Source organism: Dactylosporangium fulvum, assembly GCF_025137375.1.
GTDB classification, from domain to species: domain Bacteria; phylum Actinomycetota; class Actinomycetes; order Mycobacteriales; family Micromonosporaceae; genus Dactylosporangium; species Dactylosporangium fulvum.
On sequence record NZ_CP073720.1, the window covers coordinates 6,397,309 to 6,410,869 of the forward strand.

Here is a 13,561-nt window from a genome sequence, read left to right on the forward strand (position 1 = left end):
GCGATGCGCGCGTTCGTGATCACCGGCCCGGGCACCGGCGAGGTGCTCGACGTCCCGCCGCCCGTGGCGGGGGCCGGTGAGGTGGTCGTCGACGTCGAGCGGGCCGGCGTGTGCGGGACCGACGCGGAGTTCTTCTCCGGCGAGATGGCGTACCTGCACACCGGTCAGGCCGCCTATCCGCTGCGGATCGGCCACGAGTGGTGCGGGGTGGTCGCCGCCGTCGGCCCGGGGGTCGACCCGGCCTGGGTCGGCCGGCGGGTCACCGGCGACACGATGCTCGGCTGCGGCGTGTGTCCCCGCTGCGCGGCGGGCCGCCAGCACCTGTGCGCCGGCCGGTTCGAGATCGGCATCCGCAACGGCTGGCCGGGCGCGCTCGCCGCCCAGCTCCCGGTGCCGGTACGGGCCCTGTTCCCCCTGCCGGACACCGTCGACCCGACGCTCGGCGCGCTGGTGGAGCCGGGCGGCAACGCCCTGCGCGCCGTGCGTGGCGCCGCCCTGTCGTCCGGCGAGCGCCTGCTGATCCTCGGCCCGGGCACGATCGGCCTGCTCTGCGCGCAGATCGCCGCCGCCTCCGGCGTCGAGGTGCACCTGCTGGGCCTGCCCGGCCCCGGCCTGGAGTTCGCCGGCCGGTTCGCCCCGGCGTGGACCGCGGCGTCGCTGCCGGACCTGCGGTTCGACGCCGTGATCGACGCCTCGAACGCCGCCGCCCTGCCCGCGCTGGCCCTGGAGCGGGTCGAGCCGGGGCGGCGGGTCGTGTACATCGGGCTGGCGGGCGAGCCGAGCCTGGTCGACACCCGCACGATCGCGCTGAAGGACGTGACCGCGGTCGGCGTCCTGAGCGCGTCGGGCGGCCTGGCCGGCACGATCGACCTCTACGCCTCGGGCGCTGTCGACCCGCGTCCGCTCGTCGCCGCGACGGTCCCGCTGGAGTCGGTGGGGCCGGTCCTGGCCGGCGCGCGCTCCCCGTCGTGGGGTCCGGCACCGAAGGTACACATCGACCCCCGGCTCTGACCGTTCGCTCATGGTCCGTGGGCTCAGGTGTCGCAGTGGTGCCGGCGAATACGGCTCACCTCCCCAGGGCGCGGAGGCAGCGGCCGCGGATCATCACCTGGCGCTGGCCGATCTCGACGCCGATCGTGGACAGCTGGAGCCCTTCGACGGGGTACCAGAACTCGCCGTCGTACAAATCAGGCTTGTCCCAATTGATGTGATCGACCCGTATTGTGAGCGTGCCGGTGCCGAACCGGTAGTCCGCCTCTTGGAAGATGTGGACGTCGGCCATGCGAGAACAAGCGTCCGCGCCCGCCAGGGCGTTACACCGGACGAGGTACGGCGCCCGGGTGCCGCACCTCGTCCCGCAGTACCGGGCGGTCAGCCGGCCAGGTGGCCCCAGCGGTCCTCGAGCTCACGCCAGGTGCCCTGGGCGGCCGCGGTGCCGTCCTGGAGGACGACCACGCGGTCGGCCTGGGTCAGGGCGGCCCGCTTCGAGGTGGAGCCGATGACCGTCACGCCGTGTTCCCGCAGCGCCTGCCACAGGGCGAGCTCCGTGGTCACGTCGAGCGCCGACGACACGTCGTCGGCGATCAGCAGCTCCGTGCGCGGGGCCAGGGCCCGGGCCAGCGCCAGCCGCTGGAGCTGGCCGCCCGACAGCCGCGTGCCCTTGTGGCCGATGAGCAGGCCGAGCCCGGCACCGGCCGCGGCCAGGTCGTGCTCCAGCTGCGCCGTCGACACCGCGCTCGCCGCGTCGACCTCGTGGCCCAGCCGGATGTTGTCGGCGACCGTCCCGGACAGGACCCGTGGCAGCTGGGCCACGTAGCCGATCTGGTTGGGCCGCAGGAACATCTCCGGCTCGGTCACCGGCTCGCCGTTCCACTTGAGCTTGCCGGTGTGGTGCACGATCCCGGCGAGCGCCCGCAGCAGCGACGACTTGCCCGAGCCGACCGGCCCGACGACGAGGACCAGCTGCCCGCGCTCGATCGAGAGGTCGAGGTCACGGACCGCCACGGTCCCGTCCTCGTGCACGGCCGCGAACCCGTCGAGGTCCAGCCGCCGCAGCGGGTGCCGCGGCGCCGCCTTGGGGGCGGGTGCCGTGCCGGCCGACAGGTCGACGCCCGGGACGGACGCCGCGTACTCCACCTCGCCGGTCATCGCGACCGTCCGCCGGGTCCACACGCGGGCCGACGGCAGCTGCGAGATCAGCGACGCCGTGGTCCACGCGAACCACCGCGCCGAGCCCAGCGTGGACACCGCGACGAGCGTGGCGCCCGGCGACAGCGAACCGGACAGCAGCAACGCCCACGCACCGATCGGCAGCAGGCCGCTGGCCAGCGACGGGGTCGACCGCGCCCACACCTGGACCGAGATCTCCCACCGCTGCCGGTCGCTGCGGACCCGGTCGAGCTTCGCCAGGTGGGCCAGCACCGGGCTGGTGGCACCGGCGAGCTTGACCGTGCGCGCCGCGGACAGCGACGACACGAGCGACGTGGCGAACGCCGCCCGCGCGGCGACCGTCTTCTGCGCGGACCGCTTCAACGACGGGCCGAACAGGGTCGCGGCGAGCCCGGACAGCACGATCGTCCCGGCCATGAACAGCGCCGGCACGATCGACCCGGAGACGACCGTCATCGAGACCAGCACGAACAAGCAGATCCACTGGTCGATGAGGTTGTCGGCGAGCACGACCACCCGTTCGGTGTCGCCGCCCTGGGCGACGACCTCGGCCGGGGTGTGCTTGCTGACCCGCCGGGGGCCGGTCTGGCCGTGCACGAGCCGCAGGCTGATGCGCAGCAACTGCCGGACCCACCACTCCGGGAACCACTTGCCGGTGTAGTACGGCAGGAGCAGCGGCAGCAGCAGGCCGCAGACGATGCCGATCGCCGGCCAGAGCGTGTCGCCGGTGCCGTCGACCAGGTCGGCCCACAGCCACGGCAGGACGGAGCCGTCGAGGCCGAGCATCACCATGATCGCGAACATCACCACGGACACCAGCCCGAACCTGGCGTCGTTGGTCGCCAGCCTGAAGATGTTCCACATGGTGCGGGCCTTCGGCAGGTCCGGCAGCGGCGGCGGGTCCGCCTTGACGGACGCGACGGTGACGACCGGCGCCGGCACGGGCTCCCGATCGAGCACCGCGACCCCGCCGGACCGCGTCCCGCCGGCAACGGGCACGGGCACCGGTGCCGGCGGTGCCGTGAGTGCCGTCGCGCCACTGGTCGCCAGCAGCTCGGCGAACCGCTCGGACGTCTCCAGCGGCCCGGCCTCCACGACCCGGCCGTCGGCGAGCACCACGACCTCGTCGCACTGGCGCACCGACGACAGCCGGTGCGCGACGATGATGCCGATCCGCCCGTGCAGCATCCGCGCGGTCGCCCGCTGCACCTGCTGCTCGGTGACCGGGTCGAGCCGGGCGGTCGCCTCGTCGAGGATGACCACCTGCGGGTCCCGGACCATGATCCGGGCGAACGCGACCAGCTGCTCCTGCCCGGCCGACAGGACGTGGCCGCCCTCGCCGAGTTTGGTCTCCAGCCCGTCGGGCAGGTCGGCGACCCAGGGGCCCAGGCCCAGCTCGTCGACCGCCCGCCCGGCCGCGTCCAGCAGGTCGGGGTCGAACAGCGCGATGTTCTCGGCGAGCGTGCCGGCGAGGATCTCGGTGCGTTGCGGCACGACCGCGATCCACTTGCGCAGTTCCTCGACGTCGAGGTCGAGCAGGTCGGTCCCGCCGAGGAACACCGTGCCGCGCGGCACGTCGACAGCCCGCGTCAGCACCTTGGCCAGGGTCGACTTCCCCGACCCGGTGCGGCCGACCAGCGCGTACGACCGGCCGCGCGCGAACGTCAGGCTGACGTCCTGCAGGGCCGGCCGCCGGGCGGCCTCGCCGTATCGGAACGTGAGGTCGCGGACGACCAGGTCACCGGGCGCGGGCGGGAGGCCGCCGGTCGGCTCCTGTTTCGACTCGCGCAGCAGCTGGATCCGGCCCCAGGCGCCGAGCGCGTACTGCAGCTCGGGCACCATCCGGCTGGCGTGCTCGACGGTCGCGCCGAAACCCAGCGCGAGCAGCCACACGGCGGTGAGCCGCGCGCCGTCGATCCGGTCGGTCGCCAGCGCCCAGACGCCGGCGAGCACGACGACGGCGATGCCGAACCGGACGAATCCGGACGCCACCGACGTGACCGCCGCGGAGCGGTTCCACACCTTGCGCCCGCGCGAGAGCACCTGGCTGGCCCGCCGGGCGTAGAGACGCAGCACGTACGGCCGGGCGAGCGTGGTGCGCACGTCGTCCTGCCCGTGGATCGACTCCTCCATGACCGCGGCGAGGTCGGACCACGCCTCCTCCTCGGCCATGCGGGCGGCGGCGATCTTCGACGTCGGCTTGCGCAACGCGAAGGTCAGCACCGTGGTGAGGACGATCATCGCGACGCCCGCCGGCCACCAGACGAACAGGGTGGTACCGATGGAGAGCACCGTGTATGCCACGGCCTGCGCGATGCGGACGCCGCTGTTGCGCAGCTCGGCGCCGACCTGGTAGACGTCGCCGTCGATGCGGTCGAGCAGCTCGCCGACCGGGGTGGTCTCCAGCGTCGGCAGGTCCTGACCGAAGGCCACACGACAGAGCCGCCGACGAACGTCGGCGGCCCAGTCGGCGGTCAGGCGGGCCATGATGAGGCCCACCGCCAGGTCGGTGAGCACGGCGGCGGCGAGCGCCGCCGCCAGCACCGTGAACATGGTCCATGATCGATGGATGAGCACCGATCCGCCGACGGCCGCCGCGGTGGCCTGGCCGATCGCGCCGAACACGATGAGGAGGGCCACGACCGCGGTTCGGCGCGGTGACGTGGCCCAGAGGTCACGGATCAAGCGCATGGTGAAGTCCCCCGGATGGTTGTGGCGGCATCTCAGACTGCTCCGCCGACCCGGGTTCGTTCAACAGAATTACAGCGTGGCCATCACCACCCTGCCGGTGCGGGCGGTCGCCACGTCCGGCCCCCACGTCGCCGTGAGCATGTAGAGGACGCCGTCGCCGACGGCGCACGCGAAGCAGCCCTGGTCCAGCTCGACGACCCGGTCGACGCTGCCCGAGGGGTCGACACGCACGCATCGACGCGCGGGCACGTCGCCGTACCAGATCCATTGCTCCTGGAAACAGATCCCGTCGGGTGCGGCGTCCTCCAGCACTGCCCACGGCCTGCGGTTGACGAGGTCGCCGCCGGGCGCGATGTCGAAGGCGGTGAGGCGCGAGGCGTACGACTCGGCGACGACCAGCGTGCCGCCGTCCGGGCTGATCGCCATGCCGTTGGGGAACGCGACCCCGTCGGCGACCTGCCAGCCAGAGCCGCCCGTCGTGCCAGCGTGGGGACTCGCCGATCTGCAATCCGGTGAGCAGTGTGTCAGTCATGCCGGTACGTAGTCGCCGGCGACGGGTTCTCGACATCCGAGCCGAAGAAATCCCGAACATTTCCGAGCGTGACCGCCCGGCCCCGCGCGGTCGCCGCCGTCACCGCCGCGTCGTCGAGCACCGCGCGGGCCTCCGCGGCCGCGTCGGCGACCCACGGCCGGGTGGCGTCGGGCCCGCCCCGCAGCGTGTCGGCCGCCGCGAGCAGCGTCGCGGCCCGCGCCGGGTCACCCGCCAGCAGCGCCGCCTGCGCGGTGTCCTCCAGCACCGCCGCCGCCACCGGTGCGTCGAACGCGCCGCATGCGAGCGTGGCGGCTTCCCTCGCGACGGTACGGGCTGTGCCGTGGTCCCCGTCGAACGCGAGGACGAGCGCCTGTCCGCTCCGGACCAGGGCGAGCACCTGCGGCGACACCCGCCGGTCCCCCGCGTGCGAGGCGGCCCGCGCGAGCCGGGTGCGGGCCTGGTCGAGGTCCCCGGCGCGCAGTGCCTGTTCGGCATACGCGTACTCGACGAAGGCGAGGCTGTCCGGCAGCCCGGTGTGCGAGGCGGTGCGCCGCGCGTCGGCGAGCGTCGCTTCGGCCTGCTCGTGCCGGCCGAGCAGCGAGTACTCCTGGGCGAGCCGGACCTCGGTGATCGACCGGTCCTCGGTGACGCCGAGATCACGCAGGTAGCGCAGCGCCTCCTCGAAGTGGTCGACGGCCTCCCCGTGGCGGCCCTGCCGGGCGACGACCTCGGCGAGAGCGGCCAGCGCGAACGACATGCCCCACCGTTCGCCGAGCCGGCGGAAGCCGTCGAGCGACAGCGTGAACTCGGCCGCCGCCGCGTCGAAGCGGCCGCCGGCGTTCAGCAGGGTGTGGCCGACGAGCAGCCGTCCGAGGCTCGCGATCCACGGGTCCGGATCCTCGGTCAGCGTGCCGAGCTGGGTCAGCACCTCCAGGGTCGGCCCGCGGTGGACCAGCACGGCGAGCGCCTGGAACAGCCGGAGCATCGGATGGGTGGCCGGATGCGCGAGCGCCTCCTGGAACCACTCGCGCATCAGTGCGGTCTCACCGAGCCCGTCGAAGCCGTTGACGGCGGCGACCCCGCAGGCCAGGGCCCGCTGCTCGGGGTCACTCGGCCCCGGCAGGGACAGTGCGGCGGTGGCCAGACCGGCGCCTTCGGCCCGGTGCCCGCCGAGCCACCAGTACCAGCCGACGACGGCGACGAACCGGACGGCGAGATCGGCGTTGCCGTCGGCGATCACCCGGCGCAGCGCGCCGTGCAGGTTGTCGTGCTCGGCGGTGAGGACGCCCAGGGCCTCCAGCTGCCGGTCGGTGCGCAGCACGCCTTCGAGCATCTCGGTGAGCGCGAAGAAATACGCCGCATGCCGGGCGCGCAGCTCGGCGGTCTCGCCGGCCGCGCCGAGGCGTTCCAGGCCGTATGCGCGGATGGTCTCGAGCATGCGGTACCGCCCGGCGCCGTCGACGGTCAGCAACGACTTGTCGACCAGCGTCGTCAGCAGCTCCAGCGGGTCGCCGAGCACACCGTCGGGATCGCAGACCGCGGCCGTGGACTCCAGCGTCGCGCCGCCGAGAAAGATCGCCAGGCGGCGCAGCATCGCCCGCTCGGCGGCGTCGAGCAGGTCCCAGCTCCAGTCGACCACGGCGCGCAACGTCTGGTGGCGCGGCAGCGCGGTGCGGCTGCCCCGGGTCAGCAGGCGGAACCTGTCGTCGAGCCGGTCGGCGATCTGCGCCGGGGTGAGCGAGCGGCAGCGGGCGGCGGCGAGCTCGATCGCCAGGGGCATGCCGTCGAGCGCACGGCAGATGCGGACGGCGGCCTCGACGGTCGCGGGATCCGCGGTGAGCCCGGGCCGCACCGCCGCGGCCCGATCCTGAAAGAGCCGGACGGCCGGAAACTCCCGGGCGGTTGCCGGGCCGGCCTCGACCGGCGGCAAGGGCAACGGCTCGACGGGGAAGAGCACTTCACCGGTGATCGAGAGCGGCTCCCGGCTGGTGGCGAGGACGCGCAGGCCCGCGCAGGCGCCGAGGAGCCGGTCGGCGAGGGCCGCGGCGGTCTCGACGACGTGCTCACAGTTGTCGAGGACGAGCAGCAGGTCGCGGTGGGCCAGGGCGGCGGCGAGCCGGCCCGCCGAGTCCGACGTGTCGCGGTGCACGGCCATGATCGCCCCGGCGGTGCCGGCCGGGTCGCGCATGCCGAGGGCCGCCCAGACCGCCTGGGTCACCTCGTCCGGGTCCGTCACAGGGGCCAGTTCCACCAGCCACACCCCGTCCGGGAGCGCGTCGCACAGCACTCGTCCGGCCTCCACCGACAGGCGGGTCTTGCCCGCGCCGCCCGGCCCCACCAGGGTCACCAGGCGGTGGGCGGTCACCAGGTCACCGACGGCGCGGACCTCACGATCACGGCCGACGAAGCTCGTCAGCGGGGCGCGGAGGTTGCCGGCCACCGGCTGGTCGTCGCGCAGGATGTCGACGTGCAGGTCCGCCAGCGCCGGGGATGGGTCGGCGCCGAGCTCGTCGGCGAGCCGCACCCGGCAACGCTCGAAGGCGGCGAGCGCCTCGGCGGTCCGGCCGGCCCGGCGGAGGGCGCGCATGAGCAGCAGCACCGGCCGCTCCCGGAGCGGGTCGGCGGCGACCAGTGCCTCCAGCTCCGCAACGATCGCGTCGCCGCCGGCCGGGCCACCGATCGCCAGCTCCGCCTCGATCCTGTCCTCGACGGCGGCGCGGCGCTGCTCGTCGAGCTTCGCCCGCCGGCTCAGCAACAGTGGTGCGTCGGCGAACGCCGGGCCGCGCCACAGGGCCTCGGCCTCCTTGAACAGGGCGACCGCAGCCGCCGGGTCCGCTTCCCGGCGGGCCTGCGCGACCAGTGCCTCGAACCGCAGGTGGTCGACGTCCTGCGGGTCGACCTCGAGCACATATCCCGCCGGGCGGGCCCGCAGGACCCCGTCGGGCAGGACGCGGCGCAGCCGGGAGACCAGCGACTGCAGGGCGTTGGCGGCGCCGGCCGGCGGGGTGTCGCCCCAGACGCCGTCGACGAGCCACGCGGACGTCACCACGCGGCCGGGGTCGAGGGCGAGCAGGGTGAGCAGCACGCGCAGCCGCGCACCGCCGACCTCGACGGGTGTGCCGTGCCCGTCGCGCACCTCGAGGGGTCCCAGCAGGCCGATCTGCACGGATCGCGCTCCTGTCGTGTCGACCAGGGTGACGTGGGTGGCCCGGCGAACGCTCACCACACCCCGGCTCGTGCTCCGCGAGCCTACCGTCGCGGCCGCCGCCGACCTGCTGGTGTTCCGCGGTGATCCGGAGGTCCGACGGCACAGCGACGCTCCGGCCGCGCGGTGCTCGACCACGGCTTCTCCGCGATGCGCCTCCACCGCGTCCAGGCCCACACGATCGCCGACAACCATCGATCGGCTCCTGCAGCGCCTCGGCTTCGAACGCGAGGGCACCCTTCACAGGTTCTCGGCCGCTTCCACTACAGCGCGGTCTTCGGCCTGCTCAGCCCGACAGAAAGTCGTCGACCAGGGCGGGCAACTCCGGCGCGGCCGTGACATCGTAGTGGGTGCGCCCCGGCAGGATCGCCAGCCGCGCGGCCGGCCGCCGGGAACCGTCCCACAGCGCGTCACGCAGGCCGCCGCCGAGCAGCGCGAAGAACTCCGCCGCCTGGGTGACCGGCATCGAGTCGGCGTCGGCGTAGACCAGCATCGTGCGCGCCGTGATCGTCGGGATCTCCGCCGACCAGTCGTAGTCGCGCCGCGCCAGCTCGCCGATCTTCGTCGCCAGCACCGGCCAGTCCTCGACGCGCGGCGCCACCTCGGCATACATAGCGTACAGCGGCGACTGCCGCATGCCCTCGGCCGCCTCGGGCCCGAGCTGCGCCATGCCCTCCAGCACCTCGGGGAACCACGCCGACCGCCGCAGCGGCATCGACACCGAGACCAGGTGCCGGAACAGCCCCGGGTGCTGGATCGCGGCCCGCAACGCGGTGCCGGCCCCGAGCGAATATCCCATGACGTCGACCGGTCCGAGACCCAGATGCCGCACGAGCGCGGCCACGTCGTCGCCCATGGTCTCGTATCGGATCGGCCGGTCGACGTCGGCCGTGTGCCCGTGCCCTTGCAGCTCAACGGCGATCACCCGGCGCCGCGCGGCGAGCGCGGGCAGCAACGGCCCGAACGCCCCGATGCTCCAGAACCCGCCGCCCATGAGCACCAGCGGCTCGCCCTGCCCATGCTCCTCGTACCAGAGGGAGACCCCGTTCACCTGGGCATACGTCATTCGACCGACCTTACCGAAGACCACCCGTGCGTGAGTTTCATGTGCGAGAACCGGAGGGTTTACTGTGGCAGCGGAGGCGTGCGGGCGGCTGGTGCCCCTCCCGGTCTTCAAAACCGAGGTGGTCCGGAACCCGGGCCAGGCGGGTTCGATTCCCGTCCGTCTCCGCCAACCAGCATTCTCGCCCCGGGTCCGGGGCGTCCCCGATGCGGCGTCGGGCGGTCCCCTCCTGACCCTCGATGCACTTCGCGTACACCTTGAGCAGAACGTGAACGCTGTGGCCGGCCTACTCGGCGACCTGGGTAGTGGGCACGCCGGCGTTGAGCCAGAGCGACACAGCCGCGTGCCGAAGGTCGTTACGGTCTGGCCGCGAGCGGAGAGCTGAGCTGGGCCGGCGGCAACGCGGCCGCACGTGTGCGCCGCCAGGCATTGTTGCAGGTCCACTTGGACACGGGCTGTGGGCGGCGTGCTCGGCGTCGTCGCGACGACCGGTGCCGGACGCGACGCGGACGTCGTCGCGGACAGCGCAGAAGGTAGCCGCAGCGGCAACCGAGTGACACGTACGGATCTGAGGCGGCCCCGATGCAGCAATGCATCGGGGCCCCGACCGCAGTGTGGTCAAGCTGAGAGGGCGGCGCGGGAGCGGAGGAAGTGGCGTTCGGCGGCGTTGTCGGTGAGCGCGGCGGCGCGCTCGTAGGCCGCCGTGGCGTCCTCGGCACGGCCGAGCCGGCGGAGCAGGTCGCCGCGTACCGCGTGGAAGACATGGTGGTGGTCCAGGCCGTCGAGGGCGTCTACGAGCGGCAGGGCGGCGGCCGGGCCCTGCACCTCGGCTACTGCGACCGCGCGGTGCAGGGCGACGACCGGGGTGGGTACCACGGCGGCCAGGTGGTCGTATAGCGCGCGAATCTGCTGCCAGTCGGTGTGGGCGGCGGTGGCGGCATCGCTGTGCACGGCGTTGATGGCGGCCTGTAGCTGATAGGGGCCTGGCTGGTTGCGGCGCAGGCACCGCCTGAGCAGGCCCTGGCCCTCCGCGATCAGCGCGTGGTCCCAGAGCGTGCGGTCCTGGTCATTGAGCCGCACGAGTTCGCCGCCGGGGCCGATGCGCGCCGGCCGCCGCGACTCGATCAGCAGCATCAGCGCGAGCAGGCCGAGTACCTCGGGCTCGTCGGGCATCAACGCCGCGAGTAGACGCCCGAGCCGTAGGGCTTCGGCGCTCAGGTCGTCGCGGGCGAGGTTGTCACCTGAGCTTGCGGTGTAGCCCTCGTTGAAGATCAGGTAAATGACGGCGAGGACTGCGCGGAGGCGGTCGGGAAGATCGGCATCGCGGGGCACGCGGTAGGGGATGCCGGCGTCACGGATCTTGCCTTTGGCGCGGACGAGCCGCTGGGCCATGGTCGGTTCGGGCACGAGGAACGCGCGCGCGATCTCGGCGGTGGTGAGCCCGCCGAGCAGCCGAAGCGTGAGCGCGACGCGGGTGGCGGGCGCGAGCGCGGGGTGGCAACAGGTGAAGATCAGGCGAAGCCGGTCGTCGCGCACTGGGCCCTCCCGCCCGGGATCGGGTGCATCGTCTGGCGCGTGCAACAGCAACGCCTCAGCGTGCCGGTCGGCCCGCGTCGACTCGCGGCGCAGGCGGTCGATCGCCCGGTTGCGGGCGGTCGTGATGATCCAACCGGCCGGGCTGGGCGGCAGCCCGTCGACCGGCCAGCGTTGCGCAGCTGAGGCGAACGCGTCCTGGACCGCATCCTCGGCGACATCGATGTCGCCGAAGGCACGGACCAGGACCGCGACCGCGCGGCCGTACTCCTGGCGGAAGATCCGGTCGATGTCGCTGCCGTTCACGCGACGGGCCGGACCTCGACCGGCAGTGTGGTGGCGCGGGCCATCCTGCCGGCCCAGGCCAAGGCGGCGTCGAGGTCGGGCGCACTGATGATCGTGAAGCCGCCGAGGTGCTCCTTTCCCTCGGTGAACGGGCCGTCGGTGAGGAGCGCCTCACCGTCGCGGTCGCGGACGACTGTCGCGGTGCTGGCCGGGTGGAGGCCGACGGAGAAGACCCAGGCGCCGGCGGCTTTCATGTCGTCGGTCAGGGCGCCGAGGTTGGCCATGATCGGGGCGAGGACCTCAGGCGGCGGGGGGTCGCCGTCGGGCTGGTAAACACTGAGCAGGTACTGCCTCATGCCACAGGATCCTCTCAGGCGGTCGGGCGGTACGTTGCGATGATCACGCCAGTTGTGGTCGGCACGGCCTCGACCAACTCCAACGTGCCGTACGCGTCCTCGCCCTCGGCGAACAACTTCACGCCCGTACCCAGCGTCAGCGGGTGGATCGACAGCGTGTAGACATCGACGAGACCCGCTCTGGCCAGCGACCGCACGAGCTCGCCGCTGCCGAGCACGACCAGGTCGCCCGCGACGTCGCCCTTGAGCGCGGCCACGGCTTGCGTCACGTCGGCCTTCAGCAGGGACGAGTTCTCCCACGGTAGCGGTTCGGCCAAGGTGCGCGAGGCGACGTACTTGTGCTTGCGGTTGAGAACAGCGGTGTACGGGTTGCCGTCGGTCTGCTTCGACCAGAAGCGGTAGAACTGCTCGTAGGTGCGGCGGCCGAACAGCATCACGCCGTCGTCGCCCATGCCCTTGCCCATCGTCTCGGCCATGACGTGGTCGGCATACGGGTGTGCCCAGCCGCCGTGCCGGAAGCCTCCCCGCGCATCCTCATCAGCCCCGCCTGGTGCCTGCATGACCCCGTCGAGCGTCACGTTCTCGACGGCAACGAGCTTGCCCATCGCGCTCTCCTTGCGTGCAGGGCCAGCCCGTCGCCGGCCCGTCACCAGCTACACGAACGACCCGCCGCCGGATCGACAACGCGGGCGGGAAATTCACCCAGGCCTGTAGCCGAGCCTCGTTTGACCACTCGCCGCTGGCGGCCAGGCCCACGCCCGGCGGCTGGCGCAAATCGTGGTTCATCGGGCCGACAGCTACTACGGTGGCCGGCGTGGCGGCGCGAGTGTGCCGGGCAGGTGCTCGAGGGCAGGCCGGTGGCCTGCCCTCACGGAGAGCCGGGCGGGTGACCGGCCCGGGATCGTACTGTGAACAGGTCTCCGGGCTGACACTCGAGCGCTTCGCAGAGCGCCGTGAGTGTGCTGAAGCGGATTGCTCGTGCACGGCCGTTCTTGAGAACGGACAGGTTCGCCAGGGTCAGGCCGATACGGTCGGCGAGTTCCGTCAGCGTCAGGTCGCGCTCGACAAGCAGCCGGTCCAGGTGGACCTCGACACGGTGGTCATCTTCGGGCGGCATCAGATCACTGTGTCCAGTTCGGCGCGCAGTGCGCGACCCCGGTTGACGACCTCGGCGAAGGCCATGAAGCCGACGCCGACAAGGATCCAGAGCCCGATCCGTGCCAGATCAATGTCAACATGGGTTTGTGCTTGCCAGATGTACGGAACCTGGTCTTCCGGGATCGATGCGGTGAGCTGGGATCGGGCGAAGAATTCGACGAACTGCGCGGCGACGCCGCCGACCAGCCCAACGCCGGCAAGCAGGCGTAGCCGGCGGATGACCGCGGTGTCGAACGGGCCTCCCCGGCGAGCCCGGTGAACCACCGTGAGCAGCAGTGCCAGCAGTGTCACGATCACGACGAAGGTGGGAAACGACACGAGCGAATGAGCGACGAGCTGCCATCCGGTCGGTCCGGGTACCACTACCTGCACCGTTACGCCGCCAATCTCGGTTGCCAGACCTGGCGTGGTGGCGACCGGCATTGCAAATTCGATGGATCTGGTAGTGACCAACGCGACTGCGTTGACGACGCCGATCGCCGCCATGACAACGAGCCCACCGACGATGGCCAGCTGCAGCATGCCGAGCCAGGTCGGTCTCCACGGCACGCCCGAGATCCGCATAGCGC

General features: G+C 72.7%; 11 protein-coding genes and 1 tRNA gene. 2 read left to right on the plus strand and 10 right to left on the minus strand.

What is annotated here, in order from left to right; all coding sequences use genetic code 11:
• The first annotated feature begins 3 nt into the window (after positions 1-3).
• On the plus strand, positions 4-1,011 hold the full coding sequence (locus Dfulv_RS29570) for a zinc-dependent alcohol dehydrogenase (protein WP_259856967.1): 1,008 nt from the start codon (positions 4-6) through the stop codon (positions 1,009-1,011).
• Between the two features lie 55 nt (positions 1,012-1,066).
• On the opposite strand, the gene Dfulv_RS29575 is transcribed toward Dfulv_RS29570, so the two are convergent.
• The 5 genes from Dfulv_RS29575 to Dfulv_RS29595 all read right to left on the minus strand — a co-directional run bounded on the left by Dfulv_RS29575 (position 1,067) and on the right by Dfulv_RS29595 (position 9,663).
• On the minus strand, positions 1,067-1,282 hold the full coding sequence (locus Dfulv_RS29575) for a hypothetical protein (RefSeq protein ID WP_259856970.1): 216 nt from the start codon (positions 1,280-1,282) through the stop codon (positions 1,067-1,069).
• Positions 1,283-1,371: 89 nt separating this feature from the next.
• On the minus strand, positions 1,372-4,860 hold the full coding sequence (locus Dfulv_RS29580; protein WP_259856971.1) for an ABC transporter ATP-binding protein: 3,489 nt from the start codon (positions 4,858-4,860) through the stop codon (positions 1,372-1,374).
• A gap of 69 nt (positions 4,861-4,929) precedes the next feature.
• On the minus strand, positions 4,930-5,286 hold the full coding sequence (locus Dfulv_RS29585; RefSeq protein ID WP_259856972.1) for an SMP-30/gluconolactonase/LRE family protein: 357 nt from the start codon (positions 5,284-5,286) through the stop codon (positions 4,930-4,932).
• A gap of 98 nt (positions 5,287-5,384) precedes the next feature.
• Positions 5,385-8,618 carry a BTAD domain-containing putative transcriptional regulator gene (locus tag Dfulv_RS29590; protein WP_259856973.1) on the minus strand — a complete coding sequence of 1,078 codons (3,234 nt, stop codon included), beginning with the start codon at positions 8,616-8,618 and terminating at the stop codon, positions 5,385-5,387.
• 265 nt (positions 8,619-8,883) lie between these two features.
• On the minus strand, positions 8,884-9,663 hold the full coding sequence (locus tag Dfulv_RS29595) for an alpha/beta fold hydrolase (RefSeq protein ID WP_259856974.1): 780 nt from the start codon (positions 9,661-9,663) through the stop codon (positions 8,884-8,886).
• A gap of 72 nt (positions 9,664-9,735) precedes the next feature.
• Here Dfulv_RS29595 and Dfulv_RS29600 point away from each other — a divergent pair.
• Positions 9,736-9,831, plus strand: a tRNA-Sec gene (locus Dfulv_RS29600).
• Between the two features lie 447 nt (positions 9,832-10,278).
• On the opposite strand, the gene Dfulv_RS29610 is transcribed toward Dfulv_RS29600, so the two are convergent.
• From Dfulv_RS29610 to Dfulv_RS29630, 5 genes are all read right to left on the minus strand, one after another.
• A complete protein-coding gene (locus tag Dfulv_RS29610) occupies positions 10,279-11,499 on the minus strand; it encodes an RNA polymerase sigma factor (protein ID WP_259856975.1) in 1,221 nt (406 codons plus the stop codon).
• Complete coding sequence (locus tag Dfulv_RS29615; protein WP_259856977.1) at positions 11,496-11,834, minus strand: YciI family protein; 339 nt, start codon at positions 11,832-11,834, stop codon at positions 11,496-11,498. The genes Dfulv_RS29610 and Dfulv_RS29615 overlap by 4 nt, the downstream gene beginning before the upstream one ends.
• A 14-nt stretch (positions 11,835-11,848) precedes the next feature.
• Positions 11,849-12,439 carry a dihydrofolate reductase family protein gene (locus Dfulv_RS29620; protein WP_259856979.1) on the minus strand — a complete coding sequence of 197 codons (591 nt, stop codon included), beginning with the start codon at positions 12,437-12,439 and terminating at the stop codon, positions 11,849-11,851.
• A 263-nt stretch (positions 12,440-12,702) separates the two neighbouring features.
• Positions 12,703-12,951: a helix-turn-helix domain-containing protein gene (locus tag Dfulv_RS29625; protein WP_259856981.1), complete on the minus strand. Its 249-nt coding sequence runs from the start codon at positions 12,949-12,951 to the stop codon at positions 12,703-12,705.
• Positions 12,951-13,556 carry a hypothetical protein gene (locus tag Dfulv_RS29630; RefSeq protein ID WP_259856983.1) on the minus strand — a complete coding sequence of 202 codons (606 nt, stop codon included), beginning with the start codon at positions 13,554-13,556 and terminating at the stop codon, positions 12,951-12,953. Before Dfulv_RS29630 ends, Dfulv_RS29625 begins: the two co-directional genes overlap by 1 nt.
• Positions 13,557-13,561 lie beyond the last annotated feature (5 nt).

Excerpts from the sequence above, each read along its gene's own strand:
- Dfulv_RS29615 (WP_259856977.1), bottom strand. The coding sequence starts at position 11,834 with ATGAGGCAGTACCTGCTCAGTGTTTACCAGCCCGACGGCGACCCCCCG.
- Dfulv_RS29575 (WP_259856970.1), bottom strand. The coding sequence starts at position 1,282 with ATGGCCGACGTCCACATCTTCCAAGAGGCGGACTACCGGTTCGGCACC.
- Dfulv_RS29625 (WP_259856981.1), bottom strand. The coding sequence starts at position 12,951 with ATGCCGCCCGAAGATGACCACCGTGTCGAGGTCCACCTGGACCGGCTG.
- Dfulv_RS29585 (WP_259856972.1), bottom strand. The coding sequence starts at position 5,286 with ATGGCGATCAGCCCGGACGGCGGCACGCTGGTCGTCGCCGAGTCGTAC.
- Dfulv_RS29580 (WP_259856971.1), bottom strand. The coding sequence starts at position 4,860 with ATGCGCTTGATCCGTGACCTCTGGGCCACGTCACCGCGCCGAACCGCG.
- Dfulv_RS29630 (WP_259856983.1), bottom strand. The coding sequence starts at position 13,556 with ATGCGGATCTCGGGCGTGCCGTGGAGACCGACCTGGCTCGGCATGCTG.
- Dfulv_RS29595 (WP_259856974.1), bottom strand. The coding sequence starts at position 9,663 with ATGACGTATGCCCAGGTGAACGGGGTCTCCCTCTGGTACGAGGAGCAT.
- Dfulv_RS29620 (WP_259856979.1), bottom strand. The coding sequence starts at position 12,439 with ATGGGCAAGCTCGTTGCCGTCGAGAACGTGACGCTCGACGGGGTCATG.
- Dfulv_RS29570 (WP_259856967.1), top strand. The coding sequence starts at position 4 with ATGCGCGCGTTCGTGATCACCGGCCCGGGCACCGGCGAGGTGCTCGAC.